The sequence below is a fragment of the Synechococcus sp. CC9902 genome, from assembly GCF_000012505.1.
Taxonomy (GTDB): domain Bacteria; phylum Cyanobacteriota; class Cyanobacteriia; order PCC-6307; family Cyanobiaceae; genus Parasynechococcus.
In genome coordinates this window covers 1,964,613-1,989,149 of record NC_007513.1, presented here as the reverse complement: position 1 = coordinate 1,989,149, position 24,537 = coordinate 1,964,613, and the positions used below count along the sequence as shown (strand labels likewise).

Below are 24,537 nucleotides of genomic sequence, written 5' to 3'. Positions count from 1 at the left end.
GACAGGGTCTCAACCGGGAAGTACCCCATGTCGGTAGGACGATCGGAGTGGATTGAAACGTTTCGCAGTCGTGCACATCGGGATTTGCGCCGTGAATGGCGCCGTTCAGGTGCGGCGGAATCGAGGCCATTTGTTGAGGAGCCATGGGGTAAAAACCATCGTCCTGACTGGTTTTCTCGGGGTTTGTTGATTTGGCCTCGCGGCCGTCAATGGGTGCGTTTGGAGCAACAGTTGGCTTGGCCAAGGGCCTGGAATCAAGTGCAAGCCAGTCATGCCCGTTTGGGGATGAGTTGGTGGGCAGAGCAGATGCGCTTTTGGGTGGATGGTGTCCTGATCCATGAAGGAGACCTGTTCGATACGGCTTGTCGCTGGCGTGTGCCGGAGTCGTGTCGATTGGGAGGCACCCTTCATCTTCAGGTCGAACTGTGCAGCCCTCTCCATGACGACGGGGCCTTGATCAGCACTGATTTGGACCTCGAACCCGATGCGCCAAATCTGGATACGGATTTCAGCTTGGCTCCCCATGCCCTGATGTTGCACTTGGCTGCAGGGGGAGATTTACCGGCGCAATGGAAGGGGTTGGAGCCCAGAGGCCCAGAGGCTTTACAGGCAGTGGTTCAGGAGCTCAACGCTGCGGAGCCCGCCCAGGGGGAAATCCTTTGGATTTCCCATGCGCATCTCGATTTGGCTTGGCTTTGGCCCGTGGCTGATACGTGGCAAGCGGCAGAACGAACATTTCGCTCGGTGCTCGATTTGATGAAGCGTTGGCCTGAACTTCGTTTTGCTCACTCCACACCGGCTTTGTATGCCTGGATGCAGCACCATCGACCGGCTCTCTTTGCTGAAATCCAGGCCGCGAGCCAGGCAGGTCGATGGGAGCCGATTAACGGTCCATGGGTCGAGACCGATTGCGTGCTGGTGAGTACAGCATCGCTGTGGCAGCAATTTTCACTCGGTCAGCAGTACAGCTACGAAACCTTCCCGACTTGGACCCATCAGCTCGCTTGGTTGCCCGACAGCTTTGGGTTTGGAGCAGGTGTACCGGCCGTGTCTGCGGCGACTGGGGTGCGTTGGTTCTGCACGCACAAATTGGCTTGGAATGCCGTTAACCCGTTCCCTCATCGGTTGTTTCGCTGGCGCAGCCGTGGGAATTATGAGGTGAACAGCTTGATGCTTCCCCCGATTGGTCGACGAGGTGATCCGGTGGACATGCTCGAGGAGCAGCGCAGTTGGCGAGATCAAACCGGCCGGGACGCAGCTCTCTGGATCCCTGGTGTGGGAGACCACGGTGGCGGTCCTACTGAAGAAATGCTGGAACAAATGCAGCTTTGGAACTCAAATCCAGCAGCTGTGTCCATGCGAAGTGGAACGGTCAGACAATTTTTGGCTGATCTTGAACCGTCAGTCGAGCATTGGCCGGTTTGGCGCGACGAGCTCTATCTCGAGCTCCACCGGGGCTGCGCAACAAGTCGTCCTGATCAAAAGCGGCACAACAAAACTCTGGAGCGGTTGTTGCGTGAGGCGGACACTGCGTCTGCCTTGCTAGCCCTCACCGGCGAACCGTCGCCTTCTAGCGATTGGCGGCCACTGTTGTTTCAACAATTTCACGACATCCTCCCTGGTACATCGATTCCAGAAGTGTTTGATCACGCCGAGACACTTTGGCGCGACGCCCGTCGGAAGGGGAAACAACAGCGCGATCTGAGCCTGGCAAAACTTCTTCAGGTCCCCAACGAGAATTTGTCGGGGCAGCACTGGTCTTGGTGCTCACTTCAACCGTTGGCAGCTTGGTCGCCCATGCTTCGCCTCCCGAAGGGTTGCTGGAGTGTGGAAGGCCACCGCCTTCCTCAGCAGACGTCGTCGATGGGTGGCACTTGGGTGCAATTGCCGCTTCAGCGCGGCATTACTTCTGTGTCACTCGAGCACCAGCCGCTTCAGCCCGTCGATTCACCATCCACCATCGGCCCTGTGCTGATTCAGGAGTTGGGTGATGGTGTCTGGCGGATGGGCAATGGCTTGGTTGAGCTGGATTGCTCATCTGAGGGCATCCTTCAAATCCGAGATTCAAACGGTTGTGATCAACTTTCTGCACCACTGCGGTTGGAGCGTTATCAGGATCGGGGTGAGTTTTGGGATGCCTGGGATCTTGCCGCCGACTACAGCGAGCATTCATTAGGCGTTGACGTTCCTGATGGGCTCCATTGGATTGAGCAAGGCCCATTGGTGGCGCATGCGGTGCTCAGACGACGGTTTGGCTCAAGTGCTTTGCGGATGGATTTGCGCTTGCAGGCGAATCGGCCTTGGTTGGAATTGATTTGTAGTACGCACTGGTCTCAACGCCATGAACTGTTGCGGCTGACGATGCCATTGGCTCGGCCGGCTGTGCGCGTGGCGGCTGATACCAGTGGCGGCGTCATTGAGCGCCCGGCATCACCGATCACTGCAAGGGAACGTGCCCGTTGGGAGTTGCCAGTGATCTCATGGATGGCGTCCCAGGCAGCAGCCCCTGGCGGCGGCCTGGCGGTTTTGCTCGATGGACCGCAAGGGGTCGATTGGGACGCTGATCGTCTGGGTGTTTCGTTGTTGCGAGGGCCAACCTGGCCTGATCCCGGCGCTGATCGCGGTTGGCATCGTCAGCGCATGGCATTGATGCCGATCACTGGCTCCTGGAACGCGGCGGGCGTCACTCAGGCTGCCATTGCATTTCGGGAGCCGGGATGGTGGGGACCACAACCAGCCAAAGCAAAGGAATGGTTTCCGGCCTTGCCCGTCACCCTCACTCCAATTTCTGTTCAGAAGAGTACGGATGGGATTTCCTGTCGCGCCTTAAACGCTGGCCCTGCCCGTTGCCTGTGGCGGCCGGGACATCCTTGGCTGGTTCGGCGTGGGGCGCATGACCCATTCGTTGAGCAAGTGGTGCTTGCGCCGGGAGAATTGGCGGCGCTGCAGCTGCGTCAGTCTTCGTGATCATCAAACGGATCATCCAATTCTTTGGACGGTGGACCGAAGGCTTGGTAGACGCCAAAGCCGGTGAGTCCAAGCACAACGGCCATGACGCCGAGGGCAACAGATAGGGCAGGGGACGACGTTTCCATCACAATCTTTCGGCAGGACCAGCCCCTAACCGGAGCTGGCCCCTACAGTATCCGCACTTCCTTTAACCCGAGACCCAAGCGTCGCCATGGCCCAACGCACCCGTCTGGGAGACCTCCTCCGCCCTCTGAACTCCGAGTACGGCAAGGTCGTTCCCGGTTGGGGCACCACGCCAGTGATGGGCATCTTCATGGTGCTCTTCCTTGTGTTCCTTCTCGTGATCCTTCAGCTGTACAACAAGTCATTGATCCTCGAAGGCATCAATGTCAATTGGAACGGCTTGGGTTAACAAGACACCATGAACGTGTTCGGCGTCGGCCTTCCCGAAATGGCGGTGATCGGCGCCGTGGCCTTATTGGTATTTGGTCCGAAGCGACTGCCTGAGCTCGGCAAAACCCTCGGCAAAACCTTGAAGGGATTTCAATCTGCTTCCAAGGAATTTGAGCGTGAAATTAATAAAGCAATGGCTGAGCCAGAAGCTCTTCCCTCGGCGGAACAACAGCCCAACGATGAGCGACCTCCGGGAGCTTGATCCGTCGTGATGCCCCATCAGCTCAGCCTTGTGGTTGGTTTGGGAAACCCTGGGTCGAAGTACGACGGCACCCGACACAACATTGGTTTCATGGCCCTCGAGCGTTTGGCGCGCAGAGAAGGCTTCAGTTTTCGGCAACAGGCCAAGTTGCATGGACTATCGGCTGATAAAGGCTTTGGGGATCAGCGCTTGCGCTTGCTCATGCCTCAAACGTTCATGAACGACAGTGGACGTTCCGTGCGCGCAGCTCTCGATTGGTATGGCTTTCAGCCAGAAGAAATCGTGTTGCTTGTCGACGATATGGACCTCCCTCTTGGACGGTTACGGCTGCGTGCGCAGGGAAGTGCCGGGGGACACAACGGTCTCCGCAGCACGATCCAGCATCTTGGAACGCAAGTCTTCCCTCGATTACGAATTGGAATCGGTGCCCCCGCAGAGAATCCAGCGGAACGACGAGCTCGCACGGTGTCCCATGTGCTTGGTCCCTTCAGTCGAGCTGAACAGCCCTGTGTTGATGCAGTGTTGGATGCAGTTTTGGATGGTTTAGATCGCCTGAAAACGCAGGGCATGGAACGGGCTGGCACCTGGATCAATGGGTTCCGGTATGAATCCCCTTCTGCAACTTGATGGCGGCCCTCCCTGCCACAACAGCCCATCTCCGCGTTTTGCGTCAGTGCTTTCAAGACCAGTGTGTGGAAGGCGAGGTCGCTGCTGGTGGTTTTCAGTGGCAGTTCTATTGGGCGTTTGATCGTGGAGAACTCACGGTGGAACCATCGCTCGGACGAGCCTTGATTCAAGATGCCCTGTTTCGTTTTTTGGTGCGCACCGATTACCGCCTCGAGCCCGGTGGTGATTACAGCTTTACGGTTCGGGCCAAGTTCTAAGTGAGAAATTTGGGGGTGGCCCAGACCATGAACAGCGTTGCTTGAGGTGGTCTTCTGCCATCACGAGGGCGGCGATTGCATCCAGTTCGTGGGGGGGCAGCCTTAACCCTTTTGGGAGAAGACGTTGCCAGCCTTTGGCTGGCCACAAAGCCCAATACCGGTCGCGAGCCCTCAAGGTGGTGCCGTGCTCATTGACTGACTGAACATTGGCAAATCCGTTGAAGTCTTGAACCCACTGGGCACTGCTTGTGCCGTCGCCAACGATGATTTGATCCAGGTTGTGTTGCTCGTGCCAATGATCCACCCACGCCATAACGGCTTCAGGTGGCACCACCTTGCCGGCCAACACACGATTGTGTTCGCTGTCAATCAACACCAATCCGCATTTGCTGCGTCCTGGATCCAGTGCAACCAGACGGCTCAAGGGTTGGACTCCACGGCGACGAAGATTGGGTCAGCACTGTTGCTGTCGCGGGTGGAGATGGCTTGCAAGGTGATTCCCTGCTCCGACCGCTCCATCAGTGTTTGGCCAAGTTGCGCTAGGGCTTGGCCATCGAATTGCAAACCAGCGGTAAGCGAGCCTCGTCGTTTGGCTTCTGCGTAGGCCGAGGCCAGCAACAAATTGAGTCGGGTGCGAATGGCCGCATTACTGCGTTCGCTGGGGTCAAGCCTGACGGAGGCGAGCACATCTCCTTTTTTGGTGACTAAACGGTTGGGATGAACCTCCGGGAAGGCGTAAACCACCGTTTCTCCTCTAAGAACGTTGGTGGCGGATCGCAGCGAGATCACCCAAGTTCCTGGCTTGCTGATGATTCCCTGTAAGCGGTTCACGTCGCTACGAGGAACACGAATGATTTGTTGATCAGGGGCTTGGCCTGGCAAGACTTTGCCGTAGGCATTGAAATTGGCTTCTTGCAGCAGGCGATCGACCACTTGTTTGGCCTGATCGGGTGATTCCATCCGCACGGTCGCGGTTGCAAGTATTTGCCCACTGCGCAGAACAACAGCACCGCGGCGAAGGGCGACAAGATTGCGTTCCAGATCCTTCAATTCTCGTTCCCCCAACTTGATGCGGTTGCGCACCGTGTTGAGTTCGGCTTCGGTTCTTTGGATATCCAGATCTCGAGCAGCGATGTCGCGGCTGAGGCGATCTCTGTCGGCCTCGAGGGTTTGACGTTGCTTCTGTAAAGGAGCCAACTCCTGCCGAAGGGTGTTGGCCCGTTGTTCCGCTGCCTTGAGCTCTGCTTCGATCCGTACGGTTGCTCTGCGGGTTTCGACGCGCTCGCGTTCGGCGGCATCGAGTTGCTCACGGCTGTCTTTCAGTCGCGCTTGGAGGGTATCGAGTTCGAATAGCCCAACCCGCAGTTGCCGACTCACCAAAAGCATGAGGCCAAGCGAGAGGGCGCTGATCAGGCTGCCCGTCAGCACCGTGATCACCACAGCAGTGCGCCGGGGTCGCATGTTGAACAAGCTCAAACGAGCTTTACCGACTCGACTGCCAAGGCGATCGCCGAGGGTGGACAGAATGCCCCCGAGGATTAGGAGGGACAGAATCAGCAGCCAGCCACTCATGGCATTAGCCCTCGGCTGCAGATGCGATCAGCTGAACCGTTTGGCCAAGGCGATCGGATCGAGAACGGTGATTTTCTTGCGGTCAATCTGTACGAGACCGGATTGACGCAAGTCTCCCAGCAGACGCGTGATTGTTACGCGGGTTGAGCCAATGGCTTCAGCGATCGCTTGATGAGACAGCCGAAGATCAATCGTGATTCCTAGTTCATCAGGCACTCCGAAGTCTCGGCAAAGCACCAGTAAAAAGCTCACCAGCCGGGACGACATATCCCGATGCGTGAGCGTTTCGATCATCGTTTCGGTTTGCAGGATCCTGCTGGAGAGGCCTTGTAAAAGCCTGAGTCCAACAGCCGTATCCGCTTCAATCGCGTTGCGCACTGAGGTGGCAGGTGCCGTCACCATCTCAACGCGGGTGAAGGCGACTGCGTGATAAAAGCGATCCGAGCGTTGACCAGTGAGTAAAGACAGCACACCGAACAGGCTGTTTTCCCTGAGGAGAGCAACCGTGATTTCTTCACCAGATTCGTAAACCCTTGAAAGGCGCACAGCGCCCCGTCGAATCAGATAAACGCGTTCCGCCGGGTCTCCCGGGAAAAAAATTGTTTTATTTCGCTCCACCATCTCCGTGCTGGCACCTTCCAGCCCACGGATCACCTCCATCAACGATCGAGGACCTGAGGGCTGAGTGTTCGCTACGGCGTTACTAAGAGGTGCATAGCGGGTAAAACCAGTGCTGGTGCTCATGACTGGCTCGCGATTGCTTTGAAAGTTACGGATCTGCCTGGATGTGTCCTGTAGCGGTTATTACGCATTGAGTGTTCACTCAGATACAAGGGCCTGCCGCTGAGCCTCCATCAGTTGTCGGAGGCCGGGTTCAGCCAGGTCCAGGAGTGCATCCAGCTGGGCACGGCTGAATGGCGCGCCCTCGGCGGTTCCCTGAACTTCAAGCAGTCGGCCATCGTCCGCTTGCACCACATTGAGATCGACCTCAGCTCGACTGTCTTCGCTGTAGTCGAGGTCTAGCAGCGCCTGGCTGTCCACTAACCCAACGGAGACAGCAGCAACTTGGCTTTGAAGAGGGGAGTTCTCAAGAATCCCCTGGGAAACGAGGCGGCTACAGGCCCGGTGCAACGCCAGCCAGGCCCCGGTGATGGCCGCTGTGCGGGTGCCTGCATCCGCTTGGATCACGTCGCAGTCGATCAGCAAGGTTCGCTCTCCCAGTTGTGCCATGTCAACGGCGGCCCGAAGGCTGCGCCCGATCAAACGTTGAATTTCTTGGGTGCGGCCGGACAGCTTCATCAACTCACGCCCTTGCCGTTGCGGTGTTGACCCGGGTAGGAGGCGGTACTCAGCACTGAGCCACCCGAGCCCTTCGCCTCGACGCCAGCGCGGCACGTTGTCATCGAGGCAAACGCTGCAGAGAACAGTTGTTCGACCGGTTCTCACAGTGACTGAACTCAAGGCGAATCCCATTGGATCCCAAGTCACGGAAAACGGGCGCAGAGCATTGCGGCAGCGGCCATCGGCTCGGGACTGGGATGGATCGCTCATGGCTCAGAAGAAGTGACGTCAGCCTCGCAGTTCCCTCCGCTTTGCGCTTGAGCCACCATGGGTAGTGTCGATTGCCTTGTGGAATGGCATAACGCCGCTACATTCAAGGTCTTCCGGGTTGTCCCGGCGTGACCTGAGCCGATGATCGCAAGCCTGACCGACCGCCATCAATCCCAAGAGATTCGTTCTCTCGATGGCGATCAGCGTTCCACAGAACGAGTTGGTTTGAGGCCAGTTCCGAATGCAACGCAACCGCCGCCGCCAGCCCTGCATCTAGTCGCTCCAGAGGGTCAGCTTCAGGTGCATACAGCTCCTTATCGCGGCAGTTTTTCCAATGTGCTGAGCCAGGCGGTGCGAGCAGCTGGGCTCGGTAGCCGCGTTTTGATAAGTCAGTTTTTGAAGGGGGGTGTGCAACAGGGCCCATCGGGCCATGTGCAGTTATGTGGAGGACTTGTCTGGCTGCGCCCTGATGTTCCCGCTTGCGTAGCGGAGCCGAACTTGGATGGTTGCCGTGATGCGGTGCAAGCGGTCTGGGCGATTTGTCGTCAGCACCTCATGATTGGAGATCTTGATCAGCTCGTTCTTGATGAGATTGGCCTGGCCATCGGCTTTGGCTACATCGATGAAGCTGAAGTGCTTTCAGCTCTTGAGCAACGACCAGGCTCGATGGATGTGATCATCACTGGGCCCGCCATCCCTTCCAATGTTGTGGCGATGGCTGATCAAGTCACGGAACTACGCCGAGGTTTCTGATGCTCAAGTGTGATCGTTGGATTACGGAACAAGCCGGGCAGGGCATGCTCGAGCCATTCCAGTCGGGGCTGGTTCGCCACCTTGATCCCGATAAGCGCGAAAGCCCTGTGCTCAGTTTTGGGTGTTCGTCCTATGGCTATGACCTTCGGCTGTCGCCGCAAGAGTTTTTGATTTTTAGGCACGTACCTGGCACGGTGATGAATCCGAAACGGTTCAATCCAGCCAACCTTGAACCCACACCGTTGCATGAAGATGAAGACGGTCGTTATTTCATTCTTCCGGCCCATTCCTATGGCCTCGGTGTGGCTTTAGAGAAGATGAAAGTTCCTCCCAATATCACAGTTATTTGTCTTGGAAAAAGTACTTATGCTCGGCTCGGAATTATCGTGAACACCACGCCTGCAGAGGCGGGTTGGGAAGGTCACCTCACCCTTGAATTCAGCAATAGTTCAGGGGCTGATTGCCGTATTTATGCAGATGAGGGCATCTGTCAGTTGCTATTTTTTGAAGGCGAGCCTTGTTCTACTACCTACAGCGATCGTCAAGGAAAATATCAACATCAGCCTGAACGTGTCACCTTAGCCAAGGTGTAATAATGCTTCAATTTTCAACTAAAAATTATTAATTAACTTCGCTACTTATCTGTTTTTATGGAGCGAGACGGGCTTTGTGCAGCCTTGTTTTTTCATACCAAGCGGCAAATTCTGGCGTCCAGGCTTGGAGATGGGGCCACATCAGATCACAAAGCTCGCGGATTTCCTGTTGGGCATCGAGTTTGGCCCTTAGATCCATGAAATGTAGGAAAGCTCTGAGCGTGAAGCTCACCACAAAATGCTGTCGATAATCGAAAGGAAGAATCCCGCGTGCATGTTCTTCTGCGAAGCCTGCTTCGAGTAATTCTTGGTATCGATCAGCGCTGATTTTGCAGTGATGGAGATCTTTATCCCGTTCAGCTTGGCTGTATGCATATTTCTTGCCTTGGCGGTTGCTGTATTGCCCCACCGGGCGCAAATAGAACACCTCCTCAAGGTCGAGTTCACCAGCTGCAGCCCTGCAGATGCGTTCGCCGGTGTATCGCATCGACTGCACATCAAAGCTCACACCCACCCGGTGGGTCCGCGCCTGTTGCATCACTGAATGAGGAAACCAGCCCACGTTTAAAACGATCTGGGCATGTTCCATGGGGCCGTAGTGGCCTCGCTCCCCAGCCAGCAGACGCTTGACGCAGACTTCGCCCGCTTTGGTTTCGTCGGGCCATTGTTCGCGGTCGGCTGCAACAAAACCCTCGCTGTAGTCCTGGTGCATCCCCACGTAGACGCACTGTTGGGGATTTGGGGTTGCCGCGATGAGGTCGACCCGGAAGCGGGGATCCATGGAGCTAGCAGATTGTCATTGTGTACTGATCATGGCGACAGAGCCGAACTCTCTCAAGTCAGCTGTGGCTTCGAGGACCGGTTTGCACCACCGATGCTTGAAATGTGTTCTCACCTTCGAGGCTGCTGACGCTTCCCACGCCTCGAAGTTGCGGTAGCGGTTGATCATTCATCAGTGCTGCACTGATGGCTTGTAGTTCCTCTGGTTTTCGTAGGCCAATCGATTTGCCGCGGGGTTGGCCGTCTGCCGAAAACAAATTGAGTTGCGGTATCCCATTCACTTCGTAGCGATTCACCAGGTCTTGCCAACGGGGGTTATCAACATTCACCAAAACAACGTCAAGACGGTTTTGCGTCGATCGCTCAAGCTCCAGCATCGCTGGGGCCATCTCCCGACACACTTGGCACCAATCGGCGTAGAACTCGATCATCGTTGGTTTGCCGTTGGTGAGAGCAACCTCCGGTTCAACCGAGCGTCGGGCAAGTTGTTCCATCGGGGTTTCACTTTGGATTCCTCCCCGCATGAATAGAAGTCCAATGGCCAGTGCGACTGCGATCACCACGAGGACAACCTGCTGAAGCCGGCCCAGCGGCATGGGCTGAGGGCTACCGGTCATCAGTCGTGTGCAAGTGACGTCACTTTGGCAGCTACTTCAAGGCAACGGGCTTAGCGTGAGCCCATGGCTTTGTTGCGTTTGCTGAGCCTGCCGGTGCGGGCACCGTTCCTGACGTTGCTGTTTTGTGTTGCCGTGGTCTTGGGCAATCACTGGAACCTTGTCCAACCCTTGTTCAGCAACGCTCGGGGCATCACCCCAGAACTCTTTTGGTCTCTGGAGCTGATCCAGGTACTCACTGTTGTGGTGGTGTGCACAATGCCGTCCCTGGTGATGCGGCAGTTTTCGTTGTTGATGGCCTACAGCCGGGTCATGACCTTGATGGTCAATCTTTTGGTTGTGGTGACAGTGGGCATTTATGTGCTGTTTCTCAACATGCTCAGTGACCTTTTGGTGCTGGCATCTGCGGTGCTTTTGGCTCGCCTTGATCTAGCTCGTATTGGGATTTCCTTTCGGCCATCAACGTCGATGTTCTTGATGGCCTTCATTGTGTTCACGGGCATTGGTCTGGGTCATTTGTTGCCCAACCCCGCCCAGGGTTGGTTTGCAAAAAACCTTGTCCCTACCTAAGTAGCCAAACAAATTGTCGAGAACTTTTTTGGTGTAGTAGCGCGTTTCCGGATAGGGAATGCGCTCCACCCATAGGGCAGGTGCATCGTTGAGATCTTGAGTCGACCATGACCCCACAGCTCCGGGGCCAGCGTTGTAGCTAGCGATGCTGCGAAAGGGATCTCCTTGCCATTGCTGAAGTAGTTGCCGTAGGTAGGTCGCACCCAGTTCGGCGTTTTGCTTCGGCTCTCTGATTTCGTCCTCTGTCAGCTGAGCTCCCGCGAGTTCTCTGGCGGTGGCTGGCATTAATTGCATGAGGCCAATCGCTCCCGCAGTGGAGGTCACGCCTGATGCGAATCGAGATTCTTGTTTGCTGACGGCGAAGAGCAGCTCGAGAGGCAGTTTTTGGGAGTTCGCTGCTGGACGGAGGACCTCTTCAAAGATGCGCGGGTGTTGGCTGTGTTGAAGGTCGATTCGTGCACGGCAGTTGGCTGACCGCCAGCGCAGGTTGAGCCACCGCAATTGATCGAGAGCCATCCAGCTGTCTCCAACGGCCAAGCGAAGCCTGCCTTCGACCAATTGTTCTGGCTTGGGTTGTGGTGTGCTGGGATCAATCCCGCTGCGCCAGGTCTCCCAGGCTTGGCGCTCGAGCCCAAGACGCCAGAGCGTATTGACGAAGGACTTGTCACTGTTCAAGGGGGCCCAGGACATCTCCTGTGATGGCCTTGGCGTTGAGGCTTTGGTCAGGTTGAGGGGTTCGGCATCTCCAAGCGCTTCGCTTGCAAGCCAGTGGTAATAGCCAGGGGGGAATTGGCTGGTCAGCAGCTGCCAGATCGCTCTGCTCCGGTCTTGATTCCCCAGTTGTGCTTCGCTCCAGCCAAGCCAGTACAGCCGTCGAGTTTCCAGCGGATCGGGCAAGGCTTGTGAGCTTGGCTCACGGGTCAGGATGGTTTTGGCCCGGTCCCAGTTCTCCGCCAGCAGGGCTTCTCTGGCGAGGTCCCATTGCAGTTGCCAAACGTCTGGATCATCCGGCCATTGCTGCAGAACCTCCCCCGCACCTTCACCGTTGGCCAGCCGAACGCGGGCTGCCGCTAGGGCGGCGGAACGCTTTTTGACAGATACCGGAATGGCATCGAGCACCTCCCTCGAGGGTCGCAAGGGTTCGCTCAGCAGGCGAGCAGCCTCAATGCTGGCCGAAGCCTGTGGGTGATCACGGGTGAGGCTCAAAAGCAGTTCCGTGCCTTCTTCGGTCTGTCCGCCTCGAAGTAAGGCTCGTCCAATCGCGAGTTGCGTGGAGGGATCACTGGAACGTTGGGACGTTGCCCCAGGTTGTTGGCGTTGAAGGCACTCCAGTGCTCCTGGGCCATCCCCCAGGCTGGCTAGGCCCCGAGCCAGTACGTCGCGATCCTTGGTTGCTGGAGCGATCGAACTGGTGTCGTTGCATGCCTGGCTGATGCGCTTGAACGCACCTGGCCAACGTGCTCCCCAGCGGGCGAGGTGAATCGCTCCCTGATGGCCCGTGTTTGGATTTGGATCCATGGATGCCGCCACACTCAACGCCGCTGGATGGCTCGGCTGTTGCTTCAGTAAGTCTTGATGCAGTGCTGGGTTTTGGTCCCCGAGAACGTGGCGGGCCGATGCGGATGCAGCTGCGTATGGGAAACGTTTGAGCAGATCGTGCCAAAGCTTGCGGGCGTGGCTTTGATCTCCCCGTCTGGTGGCCGTCTCCGCCTCTTGTTCTAAGGCCACCGCTCCCAGTGGATTCGTTCCCCAAGCCTGGCTTTGTAAGGCGTCGAATGAACCCGTTTGAGCAGCCATCAACAGCGCGGCTTCGCGGCGCTGTTGGGGATCAATCGCCCAGCGGTAGGTCGTCCAAAGTTGCGCTGCAGATTGATCCGGCGTTAAGGGCTGATGCCTATGCACGAGAAGCCGCTGCCCACCCCAGGCGGCGAAGCCACTCAGGGCTGTGGTCCCCAGCAGGAGAAGGGTCCCAAGTCGGGGGCCTGCGTTCAAGCGCGTCCTGATGCTGCTGTCATTCTGTGGGTTCTACTCAGATCAGTAATGCCGTCTTCTCGACCAGGGTGCTGGCAGCGAAGGCGCACAGGGTTGGCGGTAGTGATGTGTGGCGTGGTGTGGGGATTTCGCTGGTTATGGCCCCTTCAGCTGGTTCCAGGCTGGGTGGTGGTGAGTCTTGTGATTTGGTCTGGCCTTGAACTCATCGTTTTGCTGCGCCACCCCCATCGTTGGCGTTGAAGCTGAGGAGTGAGGGCGGCGCCTCCGTAATCTGCTGTCCACGATTGAGGCCCATGGTTCAAGCGGCGTTTTCTCCTGTTGGTCCGACCCTTGGGGATGCCATCCCTGGTTTTGGCACTGATGGCATTCGTGGTCGCGTGGGCAGCGTCGTGACACCAGCCCTTTGTTTGCAAGTGGGTTACTGGGTTGGACGGGTGTTGGCCGTCGAAGGGCCTGTCTTGATTGGGATGGATTCGCGCACCAGCGGCAGCATGGTTGCATCAGCGTTAACCGCTGGACTTACCGCCGCTGGGCGTGAGGTTTGGAATCTGGGCTTGTGTCCCACCCCAGCCGTTCCGTTGTTGATCCGAAAGTTCGGCGCAGCAGGCGGCCTGATGGTTTCGGCGAGCCACAATCCACCAGCGGACAATGGCATCAAGGTTTTTGGTGCGAATGGGGCGAAGTTGGCCCCTGAGCGGCAGGCACGGATCGAGGCTGGGCTCCGTGGTGAGATCGACCATTCCGACCATGACCACTCACTTTGTGCAGGATTGCGGCAAAGCTCCGACCTCATGGCGGATTATCGAGAGTTGCTCCTCTCCGCTGTTGGGAGCCATCGCCTCGATGGGGTCCCGATCGTCTTGGATCTCTGTTGGGGGTCTGCCACAGCTTGTGCGGCGGATGCATTTCAAGCTCTTGGCGCGGATCTGACTGTTTTGCATGGTGAGCCCGATGGCTCCCGCATCAATGTGGGCTGTGGCTCAACAGCCCTAGGTCCGTTGCAAGAAGCCGTGAAAGAGCGAGGCGCTGTGATGGGTTTTGCCTTTGATGGCGATGCGGATCGGATGTTGGCCGTGGATGGTCGGGGTCGGATCGTGGATGGTGATCACGTGATGTTCCTCTGGGGATCGGTTCTTCAGGAACAACAAGCTCTTCCGGATCAACGGCTTGTTGCAACCGTGATGTCGAACCTCGGCTTTCAGCGCGCTTGGGAACAGCGGGGCGGCATCCTCGAGCGCACCCCCGTTGGAGATCAACATGTCCATGCCGCGATGGTGGCGAGTGGAGCAGCCCTTGGCGGAGAGCAATCGGGTCACATCCTTGCGGCATCCCATGGCTTGTGTGGGGATGGGGTGCTCACTGCCTTGCAGCTCTCCACGTTGTGTCATGCCAAGGGAATCACCCTGGGTGATTGGTTGGATCGCAGTTTTCAGCCCTTCCCGCAGAAGTTGGTGAATGTCACGGTGCCAAGTCAAGCTCGCCGCAAGGCGTGGTCGAGTTGTGAGCCGTTAGTGGCTGCGATCAGGTCTGCTGAGGAAACCATGGGCTCAGATGGTCGTGTTCTGGTTCGAGCGAGTGGCACGGAGCCCTTGGTGCGAGTGATGGTCGAGGCTGCTGATGCTTCCCTTGTCGATCACTGGGCTGACCACCTGGCATCCGTGGTTGATCAATCCCTCAACGCTGCTTAACGATGCGTTCTTGGGCCATCACCAAGGCGCCGTGACAGGCATCTCCTGCGGCCGGCATCCATCGGCTTGATGGGAGAACGGTTTCTACGGCTGTTTTGACCAAACTGCTGAAGCCATCGAGATGCTCGAGAGCTCCACCATGGCCCACCAGATTTGGACGATCGAGTTGGAGCTTCACAGCCACCATGCGGATGGACGTTGCTAAGGCCAGGGCTGACCGCTCAAGAATGCAGTGGGCTTCAGCCAGGTCTTGCACTGCAGCTGCGGCGACAAAAGGTGCCAGTGCTGCAAAATCTGCAGCCCCAAAGTTTGGCTGAACCACTCTGGCTTTCACGTCTGCGCTGGTTGTGCAATCGAGGGCTGTCCAGATTTGGTTGCGCAAGGGATGGTCGGGTCTCCTGCTATCTGCCATTTGAAGGGTCAGTTGCAGACCCTGATGACCAATATCAAAAGCGGAGCCAGCCCCATCCAAGAGCCAGCCCCACCCCCCGCAGCGATGCTCCACACCTTGATCGTTTCGCCCTAAGCAGATCATTCCTGTGCCACTGATCACAACGATGCCGGCATGGTTTGGAAAAGCTCCGCGTAGAGCCGTCCGTTCATCACCGGTGGCCAGCACCTGAGCCGTTGGCAGGGCCAGGGTTCTGGCGAGTAGATCCGTTGCTTGCTCTTGGACGATGGATCCTTGCTCGATGCCGCTAGCGCCCATCACAGCGCCATCGAGGGTTAAGTCCGGGTGGACGTTCATTGCTTCTGCGCTACTAACGCGGATGGCGTCCTGGAAACGGTCCACACCTCCGGCTGATGCCAGGTGACAAACACCCGGGCCATACCCATCACCGACCGGCTCCCATCGACCGTCTTGCCATCGACCGATGCGGCAACGCGTACTGGTCTGTCCGGCGTCAAATCCTGCGAGCAGCATTACGCCTCCTTGGACTGTCCGCCCTGGCTGGATAGGGTCGCCAGGGCAAACCAGCCAGTGAGTTGGACTTCTGGACGAAAGAAGATCGTGTCGGTGATGCCTTGCACCAACATTCCACTAATGGCAGCTAGGCATGCGATGCCGGCAAGGGCTTCTGGTCGATCAAGGTGAAGGCTGGCCAAGCCTTTGCGTACCGCAGCATTGAGAAGCCCAAAGCAGGCGATTAGGCCTGGGATTCCCATCTCTACCAGGATTTCTAGGGGTACTGAATAGGCGCTGAGAGCGTTGAACTTGGGCTGCTGATACAGCGGATAAATACTGTTAAAAGCGGCATTGCCAGGACCGATGCCCAGCCAGGGATGGTCGCGCACCATCTCAGCAGCAGCGAACCAAACGTTGATGCGGAAATTGTTGGAGCTGTCCCCCCGACCAGCCAGAAGACTGCTGATTCTTGTGCGGATGGGCTCGAATTGAGTGGCGGCGACAACAAGCACAACAACACCGAGGAGCAGAACGGTTGGCGGGAGTAACCGTCGCCAGATCAACGGCCATGTTTGTGTGCTGCGCACCAAGAGCAAAAGCACAACAACGGAAAGGCCTGCGATGAGCCCTAACCACCCTCCGCGGCTGTAGGTGAACATTGTGGCCACGGTGGTGAGCACCAAGGTGACACCTGCAAAGAGCCGGCAACCAAACCCTTTCCAGCGCAAGAGGGCAATAGCCGCGAACGGCAGCAAGGGCAGCAAGTAGCCGGCCAGCAGATTTGGGTTGCCAAGTGGTCCGTAGATCCGGATAGTGCCGGCACTCATGGAGTTCGGATCAGCCCAACGCGCCAGTTCTTCAGTGCTGGCATAGAGCTGCCTGAGAGCAAGAACACTGCTGAGGAGTCCACCGCAGAGCAAGCCAGCCAGGAGGCGGTCCCACCACTTCTGATGATGGATCAGCAGCTTGTGGGTTAAGGCATAAACCCCGAGGTAGCTCAGGAGTTTCAACAGTCCTTTTGTCGCTGCGATCGGTACAGCTGAAAACCCTGTGGCCAGAACGGCCACTCCCAAAATGATCAGGAGCCACATAGTGATTTTGTCGATCGCAGCGGCCGGCGTGGCGAGGCTCCAAAGCACCCAGAGAAGGCCGCTGCTCAACAACAAAAGTGCGAGCCCCGAACGCGTGAAGAACGGGAGACCGCCGAGCAGAACGAACAAAATGCAGCCTGCTAGTGGCTCCAATCTGTGCAGAGTTGAAGGGCCTGCCTTCAGGAGGCCCTGCCAGCGCAACAGAAGTGGTAGCAAGTGACTGGACACATCCGTTGCGGGCATCCTTCAGGCGTCTGGCGTTGGAGCATTGCCTGGATTATCGATCTCCTGCCAGTGCTGCTCAAACTCTTCGATTGGAGGTTGATGGGTGTGGTTGCGACGAAAGAGCACTCGATACACAGGAAGCTGCTGATCCATCACATAACGCTCTCGCTCGGTTGGCACCGTTAAGGGGTTCGTTCTGCGCCAGGGGTGCGCATCATTTTCAGGGCGGTCGAAACAACCAGACAGTTCTGTGAGGGCCACCATCGGATCAATCACCTCCCGCACATCACTCTGAATAAAAAAGTCTTTTCCGGGCTGAAGGGCCGAGGCGATTGCCATGAGAAGGCGGGGTTGTAAGACCCGCCGTTTGCGATGGCGTCGCTTGAACCAAGGGTCTGGAAACTGAATGGAGACCCGTTGCAGACGATCTTTGGGCAGCGTTTCCATCCACCCTTCCAGGCTGATGTTGGCGTTGCAAAACAACACCCGAACGTTCCCGTGGGGGCTCTCAAGTGCTTCGCGATCGGCAGGGATCACCAAGGGGCGACGAATTTCAACCCCGATGTGGTTCCAATTCGGATGGCGGTCGGCCAAGTCGAGAATGCAGCGGCCCCGTGCGCAACCGATGTCGAGATGGATGGGGTGCTCAGGGTGAGTGAAAAGTTCGCTGGGTGGGGGCAACCGCAGGGGTAGCTGAAAAGAACGACTGAGGGGATTGACGTGCTGTCGCAAGGGCCTATTGGTTGCTCGAGCCTGAGATGGGGGCATAACGAAGCAGCCCCCAGCAGGCGGTGTAGCCATGCAAATGGGTGGTTCCCGCCACGGGGCCGATCTCACCGTTGCAGAAGGCACCAGCTACGGGTAAGTCAGGCATCACGCTGCGGCCCAGGTTCACATCACCGTCCGGGGAGCCGAACAGTCCTTGGCCGCGGCCGAGGCAAGCCATCAGCAGTCCGAACCTGATCGGTTCCTCTACCTCACCCAAGTGTTGGTTGAGCAGCGCAAGGGCCTCTTGACGGGAGGCTTCGGCTTCCCGCAAATGAAACTGAACGTTCTGGCCAGCCCGCACCCGTTCGGCTACAGCCACGGCTCCATTGTTGGGGTCGACACCAATCAAGTTGCGAATCAAAAACGCGCTGTCTTTGGGTTGAACGCCTGCGGTTGGTAGTTGGAGGTTGCGGCGCTCAATGCCAAGAAAGAGCGAGTGCCGCACCAACTCCCGTTCCGGTTCGCTCAGGTCGGCAAGAACTCGTTGCAGACAGGCCACTGGACTCGACGTTGTGGTCCCGTCGTTGAGCTCGAGCAGAACATTGCGTTGAACCTGTTCGATGGCGAAGACTGGCCCAATCGGACGACATCCTTGGGCGACCACGGTGTCGAACAACCAGTCGCCGCCGATTGAGCAGACCGCTGCACCCGTCACCACGTTTTGGTCGACTAGAAGCGAGCCATGGGGCGCGTTATGGGGAGCTGCGATGCCACCGATCTTTTCTGCTTCTGGGTAGGCGTAATCCAAACCACTGATCAGGTCGTTGATGCCTCGGCAGCTGGGATCGATCAGAACGATTTGGCTGCGGCTTGCATCGGGACGAATGCCCACCCAGTCCTGCCAGTCGATGGAGGCTCCATCCAGGTCTGGTAATTGATCGGTACTGAGAACGCTGGTTTGAATGTCAGCACCTGGGAGACACATCAGCGTCACGCTGAGGGCCGGCCCCTGTTCAAGCTCGGAGGCATTGCCATCCGCGTTGGTTCCGACCACACCTCCGCCTGCACATCCAAACCAGTGTTTGGCACGTAGGCCGTTTTGGAGCATCGGCAGCAAACGGGGCAAGTCGCTGGCGTAGCCAGTTGAAACGAAGACGAGGGCTAGATCCGCCTCGCCACGGCGACCCACCTGATTCACCACATCACGAACCGCCTCATCGAGGGATGGTTTGCATGACAAGCCAGTGCGGCATTGGGGCGCTGGGGAAGCGCCCTGCAACCAGCTGAAGGGAGAGAACGTCGGCATGGTTTGGACCTTATCAATCCTGCAGGGCAGCCGGGTGCGTCGATAATGGCGCCAACTTCAAACCCATCTGTGAACGAGCTGTCTTACCGCGCATTGGTGTGGCTGACTTACCGGCTGGCTGCCACGTTTGCGGTGGGTTTGCCCTTCGTTTTGTTGGTTTGGTCTGCATGGCGGCGCGATGCCATGGTTTTGCGTTTGCTTGGCCTGTACTGGAAAGTGGCCAGCTTGATGGGAATCAGTGTGCTGCTGCTGGTGGACGAGCGACCGCTCGGATATCTCACGGCAGTTGTGGCTCCAGTGCTGATGGTGGTGAGTGTGTGGTTCTGGGTGGATCTCAATGAAGAACTTGCTGATCAGCCGGCGTGGAAAGCTCTACCGCTCACTGTTCGCTTGTGGCGCTGGGCGTTGAGTGGCTTTGGTGTCATCAGCGTGGCGATGACCACCACGGGCCTCAGCTGTCTTCAAGGGGGGCAAACGACCAACTGTTTGGCATGGCTTGAGGCGCCTCAGGGTTTGCACGGTCTCGCGGCAACGGTGTTTGATTTCATTTTTGGCGGGCAGTGGACTGAAGCCTTTGCTGCTTTTGTGGGCTATGTGGCGTTGGTGGCTTACTTGGCTGGCTTGCTGCAGTGGCTGTTGATCCGTCTACCGCGCTATGGACGCGTAGCAGGGGATTTTTGATGACCGATGTCGAACTGGTTTCTCAGCTTGAAGAGCGCAGTCGGAGCCATGGGGATCGGGTGTTGCGCCTGATGGGTGTCGTGGGAGCGGAGCCCTTTGAATTGCTGATTTTTCGTGGTTTTAGTAGCAGCACAACCCATCCCACACGATTCGATCCGGATGCTTCGGTGCTTCCGGATGGCGCCGTGCTTGATCGTGCTGAGCTGTTGATGGGGCCGATCATGCCTGGCGATGAGCGTGTCTTGGCAGGACCGATGCCTCCGGCTGAGTTGCTAACTCAAGCCAGTTGGTAATCGCCTCTCTTCAGCACTTCAATGCAACGTCCGCATAGGTCGGGATGGTCGGTGTGCTGACCAACGTCGGCTTCGTAGTGCCAGCAGCGACTGCACTTGCTGCCGCGGGCATGGGCCACTTCAATCAAAGCTTGTTCATTGTCTTGACTGGCCAAGAGTTCTGCCCATGGCTCACCGCCAATTTGGAGTTGAGAGACCAGCAGCCAATCGCGTAGGCCATCAACTTCAGCGTCGCCGTGCTCATCGAGCCATTGCAGAGCGGTTTGGAGTTCAGGGCTGTGGGCTTCTAAACGAACGGCTGCTTCCAGAGAAGCGCCGAGTTCTTGTTGGTTTCGGCAGTCCTCCAGCACCTTGTTTACCGCTGTTCGGAGCTGGCGAAGTTGCTGCACTGGAGCTGTCAGTGCGGGGTCTCGCCAATCGGCAGGAACACTGGGCCAGCCGTTTTGGAACACCGACGTATGGGCTACTGGATAGGGAAGGTTTTGCCAAATGTCTTCTGCCATGTGGCAGAGGACGGGAGCGATTAGGCCAGCCAGGCGTTCAATAATTAAGGCCATGACTGTTTGACAGCTTCGCCGGCGCCGATCATCAGGCGCGCTTACATAAAGACGATCCTTGGCGATATCTAGATAAAAGTTTGATAAGTCGGAAACGCAATAGTTCTGGAGCAGTTGAAAGAAGCGATAAAATTCAAAATTCTCAAATGCTGCATTGATGTCGTCCATAACTTCCGCTGAGCGTTGAAGCATCCATCGATCGAGTAGGGGTAGCTCATGGACTGGAATCCCGTCACGGCTTGGATTGAAATCATGCAGATTGCCGAGTAGATAGCGGCTGGTATTGCGGACTTTTCGGTACACGTCAGCCAGCTGTCGCAGGATTCCTGCTCCGATCGGAACGTCGGCTGAATAATCCACTGAACTCACCCAAAGACGCAAAACATCTGCGCCGTAGGGAGGGTCTTGTTTTTGATTTTTACCCCCAGCAATGATCACCATTGGGTCCACCACATTGCCCAATGATTTGCTCATTTTGCGACCTTTCTCATCCAGGGCGAAGCCATGGGTGAGAACGCGTTGATAGGGAGCATGGCCATTAACGGCCACAGAGGTGAGAAGAGAGCTCTGGAACCAGCCACGGTGCTGGTCGGAACCCTCTAAGTAAAGATCTGCTGGGTAACTGAGGTTGTCGCGTTGGCTTGCAACAGCGGCCCAACTGGAGCCTGAGTCGAACCACACATCCATCGTGTCCGTGCCTTTCCGCCATTGGTCGGCTTCGCTTGCGTAGGCCGCTGGTAGGAGCTCCGATTCATCTTTTTCCCACCAAACATCTGCGCCATGGTCAGCAATGAGGCCCTGGATATGAGCCAAGGTGTCGGCGTTGAGCAATACCTCCCCATTGGTGCGGTTGTAGAAAACCGGAATCGGAACGCCCCAGGTGCGCTGGCGGGAGATGCACCAGTCTCCGCGCTCTTTCACCATCGATTCGATCCGGTTTCGACCTGATGCAGGCGTCCAATTCACCTTGTCGATGGCGTCGAGTGCATCGTCACGGAATCCATCAATGGAGGCGAACCACTGCTCGGTAGCGCGGAAGATCGTTGGTTTTTTGGTGCGCCAGTCGTAGGGGTAGCGATGGCCGTAGGGCTCATGTTTCAGCAGAGCGTCAGCCTGCTGAAGGGCCTCGATGATGGCTGGGTTGGCATCCTTCAGCACGTTGAGGCCGGCAAACGGCCCGGCTTCCTCGGTGAGGGTGCCCGCCTCGTCGACAGGACAAAGCACCGGCAAGCCATTTTTCTGGCCGGTATGGAAGTCATCCACGCCATGGCCCGGTGCGGTGTGCACGAGGCCAGTCCCTGATTCGGTGGTGATGTATTCGCCGCCAATCACGATGGGGCTTGTCCGGTCCAGGAGGGGATGGCGATAGATCAGGCCAGCCAACAACGCACCTTTGACCGTGGCTTTTCGCTTTAAAGGGAGGGCGAGGGTTCCACTCAGGGACTCAATCAGTTCTGCTGCGACGAGGAGCAGACGACCGCTGCCGTCATCGGCGAGGGCGTAGTCGAGTCGCTCGTTGACGGACACCGCCAGATTGGCGGGGAGGGTCCAAGGGGTTGTGGTCCAGATCGCAACGTGAAGGGTTTTGCCAAGTTCCTCGGCTTGGCTGGGGAGAACGATGCCGTCTGTTTGCAAAGCGTCGCGCAGGACCGCTGGAAGTTCGACGGCGGGGAATGTGGCGTAAACGCTTGGACTGGTGTGGCCATCGGGATATTCCAGTTCCGCTTCGGCGAGGGCTGTGCGGGAGCTGGGGCTCCAATGCACAGGTTTCAAGCCGCGATAAATATGTCCCTTCAAAACCATGTCGCCGAAGACCCGGATCTGAGCGGCTTCGTAGTCCTTTTGCAGGCTGAGGTACGGCTGATCCCAGTCGGCCCAGATCCCCCAGCGCTGGAAGCCTTTCATTTGCCCCTCCACTTGCTTTCGGGCGTAAGCAGCAGCCTTTTTGCGCAGCTTGATTGGAGTCAGCGCCTGTCGTTGCTCCTGATCCATCGACTGCAGCACTTTCAGTTCGATGGGTAGGCCATGGCAGTCCCAACCTGGGACAAACCGAACCCGGCGCCCCTTCAAAATTTGGTGCTTGTTGACGATGTCTTTGAGCACCTTGTTAAGAGCGTGGCCCATGTGTAAGGCGCCATTGGCATAGGGAGGCCCGTCGTGGAGGGTGAAGGTCGGCCCTTTGTTGGTTACGCCAAGCTTGAAATCAATCCCGTGTTCCGCCCAAAAGCTCTGAAGTTCAGGCTCCCGGGTGACGGCATTGGCACGCATCCCAAAACTGGTTTGCAGCAAGTTGAGGGTGTTTTTGTAAGAGGGACGTTCCTCAGCGGCACCGCGTGTTTCTTTATTCACAGGCTCTCTGGTCTGATTAAAGAATTATCGGGCTTCGCCTTCACTCTCTGGTGCGCTTGTGGCCGGTGTGGTTTCAGGTGTTTCTTCGGCTGGGGCCTCAGAGGAGGAGCTGGGCCCAGGTTCAGCTTCAGCAGCGTTGGAGGGTTCCAGCTCGGGTCGAACCCATTTTTTTGAGGTGACTCCTGATTTTCCGGCCGGTTTCAGTTGTTTGACGATCCCGGTCAGGCCTTCCCCCAGGCTTGCCACAGCGGAGCCAAGTTGCTGCAGGTTGTTGAGCCAGTGATCTGGTGATCCAAGTTTTTTTTGCTCCTCATCACTTAACGCTCGCCACCGGGATTGCCCCACTTCGGCACTGAGGCGGCTGATCAAGAGGCTGCCGCAAAGCACGGCAAGCATCGGAGCTCCTCGCATCCGGTCGCTGCTGGTGACCAGCACAAGGCCGAGGATCAGCACAACCGCTCCCCAGACCCCGTCTCGTGGACGGCTTAGCTCTACAGCGAGCAGTGGGAGGAGAAGTAAGGCGAGGCCGAACAGCAGGCAAATGTCTCCACTGAGGGTTGCGAGCATGGTTCGACGCTGCGAATCGCTTCCCCCATTCTGCGGCGCTCCTTAAAGTGTGTGCATTGCCCACCTGGCGGAATTGGTAGACGCGCTGGTTTTAGGTACCAGTGACTTCGGTTGTGCGAGTTCAAGTCTCGCGGTGGGCATTTCTTACCTACGTTGTGTTGGAGGAAAGTTTTCATGCGTTGCCTGACCACCGGATGACCCAGACCCCTGCTCAAAAACAGGAGACACGTCTGGCCGGAGCTGGGTATCGCTCTGTTCCTCGCGAATTTGTTGATCCGCCATCGGCTTGGAACCCCACGGTGGGGTTGTTTTTCGGTGGATATGCCCTTGCCGCACTCACCATTTGGGGCTGGTTTCAAGGGGGGTGGCCCTTGCCCCTGTTGTTGTGTACAGGCTTCTTAGCGCTGCACCTTGAAGGCACGGTCATCCACGATGCCTGCCACAACGCAGCCCATCCGAATCGTTGGATCAACCAACTCATGGGCCACGGTTCTGCGTTGTTATTGGGTTTTAGTTTTCCTGTTTTTACGCGCGTCCATCTTGAGCATCATTCCCATGTGAATGATCCCCATAACGACCCAGATCACATCGTTAGTACGTTCGGACCTCTTTGGCTCATTGCTCCTCGTTTTTTCTATCACGAATGGTTTTTCTTTCAGCGTCGCCTTTGGAAGCGCTGGGAGTTAATGCAGTGGGGTTTTGAACGCAGCATCTTTTTGGTGATTGTTCTGGCTGCGATTCGCTTCGATTTCCTTCCATTTGTTTTTAATTGCTGGTTCGCTCCGGCCCTAATGGTGGGCGTCACTCTTGGGCTTTTCTTCGACTATTTGCCCCACCGACCCTTCACATCTAGAAACCGCTGGACCAATGCGAGGATTTATCCCGGTCAACTGATGAATTGGTTGATTATGGGCCAAAATTATCACTTAGTTCATCATCTTTGGCCTTCTATTCCGTGGTTTGAATATAAGCCAGCCTATGAAGCAACGAAGCCACTACTTGATTCAAAAGGTTCTCCGCAACGCTTAGGTATTTTTGAAACCCAACGGGATGGATACAATTTTCTCTACGACATTTTGGTTGGTGTGAGAAGTCACAAACGACGTCGTGGAAAGATGCGTCGTGTTGCAAAAGTGTTGCCAGATCGACGTATGCAGCGTGGCTGGCTTTCATTTGTTGATTCCCTGGCGATTAAAACCGAACCAAAACGCTGGAAATCGTTTTGAGAAAT

The 24,537-nt window shown here is 57.0% G+C and carries 27 protein-coding genes and 1 tRNA gene; 14 read left to right on the top strand and 14 right to left on the bottom strand.

Going from position 1 to position 24,537, the window contains the following annotated elements; all coding sequences use genetic code 11:
- The first annotated feature begins 27 nt into the window (after nucleotides 1-27).
- Nucleotides 28-2,967: an alpha-mannosidase gene (locus tag SYNCC9902_RS10550; RefSeq protein ID WP_011360826.1), complete on the top strand. Its 2,940-nt coding sequence runs from the start codon at nucleotides 28-30 to the stop codon at nucleotides 2,965-2,967.
- Here the strand turns inward: SYNCC9902_RS10550 and psbN are convergent.
- Nucleotides 2,955-3,095 carry a photosystem II reaction center protein PsbN gene (gene psbN, locus SYNCC9902_RS10545; RefSeq protein WP_011360825.1) on the bottom strand — a complete coding sequence of 47 codons (141 nt, stop codon included), beginning with the start codon at nucleotides 3,093-3,095 and terminating at the stop codon, nucleotides 2,955-2,957. The genes SYNCC9902_RS10550 and psbN overlap by 13 nt on opposite strands.
- An 86-nt stretch (nucleotides 3,096-3,181) precedes the next feature.
- On the opposite strand from psbN, the gene psbH reads away from it, so the two are divergent.
- Genes psbH through SYNCC9902_RS10525 form a run of 4 tightly spaced genes read left to right on the top strand, consistent with a single transcriptional unit; the run spans nucleotide 3,182 to nucleotide 4,509 of the window.
- Nucleotides 3,182-3,382, top strand: a complete 201-nt coding sequence (psbH, locus tag SYNCC9902_RS10540) for a photosystem II reaction center phosphoprotein PsbH (protein WP_006849996.1) — start codon at nucleotides 3,182-3,184, stop codon at nucleotides 3,380-3,382.
- A gap of 9 nt (nucleotides 3,383-3,391) precedes the next feature.
- Nucleotides 3,392-3,625 (top strand): TatA/E family twin arginine-targeting protein translocase, encoded by a 234-nt coding sequence (locus SYNCC9902_RS10535; protein ID WP_011360824.1) that lies wholly within the window; start codon nucleotides 3,392-3,394, stop codon nucleotides 3,623-3,625.
- 9 nt (nucleotides 3,626-3,634) lie between these two features.
- Nucleotides 3,635-4,252 (top strand): aminoacyl-tRNA hydrolase, encoded by a 618-nt coding sequence (gene pth, locus SYNCC9902_RS10530; RefSeq protein WP_041425205.1) that lies wholly within the window; start codon nucleotides 3,635-3,637, stop codon nucleotides 4,250-4,252.
- Nucleotides 4,252-4,509 carry a DUF3146 family protein gene (locus tag SYNCC9902_RS10525; protein WP_009788807.1) on the top strand — a complete coding sequence of 86 codons (258 nt, stop codon included), beginning with the start codon at nucleotides 4,252-4,254 and terminating at the stop codon, nucleotides 4,507-4,509. Before pth ends, SYNCC9902_RS10525 begins: the two co-directional genes overlap by 1 nt.
- On the opposite strand, the gene SYNCC9902_RS10520 is transcribed toward SYNCC9902_RS10525, so the two are convergent.
- The 4 genes from SYNCC9902_RS10520 to rph all read right to left on the bottom strand — a co-directional run bounded on the left by SYNCC9902_RS10520 (nucleotide 4,487) and on the right by rph (nucleotide 7,632).
- Nucleotides 4,487-4,933 carry a resolvase gene (locus SYNCC9902_RS10520; protein ID WP_011360822.1) on the bottom strand — a complete coding sequence of 149 codons (447 nt, stop codon included), beginning with the start codon at nucleotides 4,931-4,933 and terminating at the stop codon, nucleotides 4,487-4,489. The two genes, SYNCC9902_RS10525 and SYNCC9902_RS10520, sit on opposite strands and share 23 nt — an antisense overlap.
- Nucleotides 4,930-6,081: a DUF3084 domain-containing protein gene (locus tag SYNCC9902_RS10515; RefSeq protein WP_011360821.1), complete on the bottom strand. Its 1,152-nt coding sequence runs from the start codon at nucleotides 6,079-6,081 to the stop codon at nucleotides 4,930-4,932. The genes SYNCC9902_RS10520 and SYNCC9902_RS10515 overlap by 4 nt, the downstream gene beginning before the upstream one ends.
- Nucleotides 6,082-6,108: 27 nt before the next feature.
- Nucleotides 6,109-6,825: a global nitrogen regulator NtcA gene (gene ntcA, locus SYNCC9902_RS10510; RefSeq protein WP_041425204.1), complete on the bottom strand. Its 717-nt coding sequence runs from the start codon at nucleotides 6,823-6,825 to the stop codon at nucleotides 6,109-6,111.
- A gap of 75 nt (nucleotides 6,826-6,900) precedes the next feature.
- Nucleotides 6,901-7,632, bottom strand: coding sequence for a ribonuclease PH (gene rph / locus SYNCC9902_RS10505; protein WP_011360819.1), 732 nt, complete (start codon nucleotides 7,630-7,632; stop codon nucleotides 6,901-6,903).
- A gap of 141 nt (nucleotides 7,633-7,773) precedes the next feature.
- Here rph and SYNCC9902_RS10500 point away from each other — a divergent pair, with 141 nt between their 5' ends.
- Both SYNCC9902_RS10500 and dcd read left to right on the top strand, forming a co-directional pair.
- Nucleotides 7,774-8,385, top strand: a complete 612-nt coding sequence (locus SYNCC9902_RS10500; protein WP_011360818.1) for a cob(I)yrinic acid a,c-diamide adenosyltransferase — start codon at nucleotides 7,774-7,776, stop codon at nucleotides 8,383-8,385.
- Nucleotides 8,385-8,978: a dCTP deaminase gene (gene dcd / locus SYNCC9902_RS10495; protein WP_011360817.1), complete on the top strand. Its 594-nt coding sequence runs from the start codon at nucleotides 8,385-8,387 to the stop codon at nucleotides 8,976-8,978. The genes SYNCC9902_RS10500 and dcd overlap by 1 nt, the downstream gene beginning before the upstream one ends.
- Nucleotides 8,979-9,033: 55 nt before the next feature.
- Here dcd and thyX read toward each other — a convergent pair whose 3' ends face one another.
- Both thyX and SYNCC9902_RS10485 read right to left on the bottom strand, forming a co-directional pair.
- Nucleotides 9,034-9,759 carry an FAD-dependent thymidylate synthase gene (thyX, locus tag SYNCC9902_RS10490; RefSeq protein ID WP_011360816.1) on the bottom strand — a complete coding sequence of 242 codons (726 nt, stop codon included), beginning with the start codon at nucleotides 9,757-9,759 and terminating at the stop codon, nucleotides 9,034-9,036.
- Nucleotides 9,760-9,817: 58 nt separating this feature from the next.
- A complete protein-coding gene (locus tag SYNCC9902_RS10485; RefSeq protein WP_011360815.1) occupies nucleotides 9,818-10,375 on the bottom strand; it encodes a thioredoxin domain-containing protein in 558 nt (185 codons plus the stop codon).
- A gap of 63 nt (nucleotides 10,376-10,438) precedes the next feature.
- Between SYNCC9902_RS10485 and SYNCC9902_RS12190 the strand changes: the two genes are divergently transcribed.
- Nucleotides 10,439-10,942, top strand: coding sequence for a hypothetical protein (locus SYNCC9902_RS12190; RefSeq protein ID WP_011360814.1), 504 nt, complete (start codon nucleotides 10,439-10,441; stop codon nucleotides 10,940-10,942).
- On the opposite strand, the gene SYNCC9902_RS10480 is transcribed toward SYNCC9902_RS12190, so the two are convergent.
- Nucleotides 10,832-12,934, bottom strand: coding sequence for a lytic transglycosylase domain-containing protein (locus tag SYNCC9902_RS10480; RefSeq protein ID WP_011360813.1), 2,103 nt, complete (start codon nucleotides 12,932-12,934; stop codon nucleotides 10,832-10,834). The genes SYNCC9902_RS12190 and SYNCC9902_RS10480 overlap by 111 nt on opposite strands.
- A gap of 48 nt (nucleotides 12,935-12,982) precedes the next feature.
- On the opposite strand from SYNCC9902_RS10480, the gene SYNCC9902_RS10475 reads away from it, so the two are divergent.
- Together SYNCC9902_RS10475 and glmM are read left to right on the top strand one after the other, a co-directional pair.
- Entirely contained in the window at nucleotides 12,983-13,174 is a 192-nt protein-coding gene (locus SYNCC9902_RS10475; RefSeq protein WP_041425203.1) for a hypothetical protein, read from the top strand.
- Between the two features lie 53 nt (nucleotides 13,175-13,227).
- The gene (gene glmM, locus SYNCC9902_RS10470) at nucleotides 13,228-14,622 is read left to right on the top strand and encodes a phosphoglucosamine mutase (protein WP_011360812.1); all 1,395 of its coding nucleotides are present in this window, start codon (nucleotides 13,228-13,230) and stop codon (nucleotides 14,620-14,622) included.
- Here the strand turns inward: glmM and SYNCC9902_RS10465 are convergent.
- Genes SYNCC9902_RS10465 through SYNCC9902_RS10450 form a run of 4 tightly spaced genes read right to left on the bottom strand, consistent with a single transcriptional unit; the run spans nucleotide 14,609 to nucleotide 18,859 of the window.
- Entirely contained in the window at nucleotides 14,609-15,547 is a 939-nt protein-coding gene (locus SYNCC9902_RS10465; RefSeq protein WP_011360811.1) for a BadF/BadG/BcrA/BcrD ATPase family protein, read from the bottom strand. The two genes, glmM and SYNCC9902_RS10465, sit on opposite strands and share 14 nt — an antisense overlap.
- The gene (locus SYNCC9902_RS10460; protein ID WP_011360810.1) at nucleotides 15,547-16,863 is read right to left on the bottom strand and encodes an IctB family putative bicarbonate transporter; all 1,317 of its coding nucleotides are present in this window, start codon (nucleotides 16,861-16,863) and stop codon (nucleotides 15,547-15,549) included. Before SYNCC9902_RS10460 ends, SYNCC9902_RS10465 begins: the two co-directional genes overlap by 1 nt.
- 3 nt (nucleotides 16,864-16,866) lie before the next feature.
- A complete protein-coding gene (gene trmB, locus SYNCC9902_RS10455; RefSeq protein WP_011360809.1) occupies nucleotides 16,867-17,577 on the bottom strand; it encodes a tRNA (guanosine(46)-N7)-methyltransferase TrmB in 711 nt (236 codons plus the stop codon).
- A gap of 4 nt (nucleotides 17,578-17,581) precedes the next feature.
- Nucleotides 17,582-18,859: an FIST signal transduction protein gene (locus tag SYNCC9902_RS10450; RefSeq protein WP_011360808.1), complete on the bottom strand. Its 1,278-nt coding sequence runs from the start codon at nucleotides 18,857-18,859 to the stop codon at nucleotides 17,582-17,584.
- A 45-nt stretch (nucleotides 18,860-18,904) separates the two neighbouring features.
- Here SYNCC9902_RS10450 and SYNCC9902_RS10445 point away from each other — a divergent pair, with 45 nt between their 5' ends.
- Together SYNCC9902_RS10445 and SYNCC9902_RS10440 are read left to right on the top strand one after the other, a co-directional pair.
- Nucleotides 18,905-19,540, top strand: coding sequence for a DUF3177 family protein (locus SYNCC9902_RS10445; protein ID WP_011360807.1), 636 nt, complete (start codon nucleotides 18,905-18,907; stop codon nucleotides 19,538-19,540).
- Entirely contained in the window at nucleotides 19,540-19,833 is a 294-nt protein-coding gene (locus SYNCC9902_RS10440) for a hypothetical protein (RefSeq protein ID WP_011360806.1), read from the top strand. The genes SYNCC9902_RS10445 and SYNCC9902_RS10440 overlap by 1 nt, the downstream gene beginning before the upstream one ends.
- Here SYNCC9902_RS10440 and ileS read toward each other — a convergent pair.
- Together ileS and SYNCC9902_RS10430 are read right to left on the bottom strand one after the other, a co-directional pair.
- On the bottom strand, nucleotides 19,818-22,739 hold the full coding sequence (ileS, locus tag SYNCC9902_RS10435) for an isoleucine--tRNA ligase (RefSeq protein WP_011360805.1): 2,922 nt from the start codon (nucleotides 22,737-22,739) through the stop codon (nucleotides 19,818-19,820). The two genes, SYNCC9902_RS10440 and ileS, sit on opposite strands and share 16 nt — an antisense overlap.
- 24 nt (nucleotides 22,740-22,763) lie before the next feature.
- Complete coding sequence (locus tag SYNCC9902_RS10430; RefSeq protein ID WP_011360804.1) at nucleotides 22,764-23,306, bottom strand: Ycf66 family protein; 543 nt, start codon at nucleotides 23,304-23,306, stop codon at nucleotides 22,764-22,766.
- A 58-nt stretch (nucleotides 23,307-23,364) separates the two neighbouring features.
- Between SYNCC9902_RS10430 and SYNCC9902_RS10425 the strand changes: the two genes are divergently transcribed.
- A tRNA-Leu gene (locus tag SYNCC9902_RS10425) sits at nucleotides 23,365-23,446 on the top strand.
- A 54-nt stretch (nucleotides 23,447-23,500) separates the two neighbouring features.
- A complete protein-coding gene (crtR, locus tag SYNCC9902_RS10420) occupies nucleotides 23,501-24,532 on the top strand; it encodes a beta-carotene hydroxylase (protein WP_041425558.1) in 1,032 nt (343 codons plus the stop codon).
- Nucleotides 24,533-24,537: the final 5 nt, after the last annotated feature.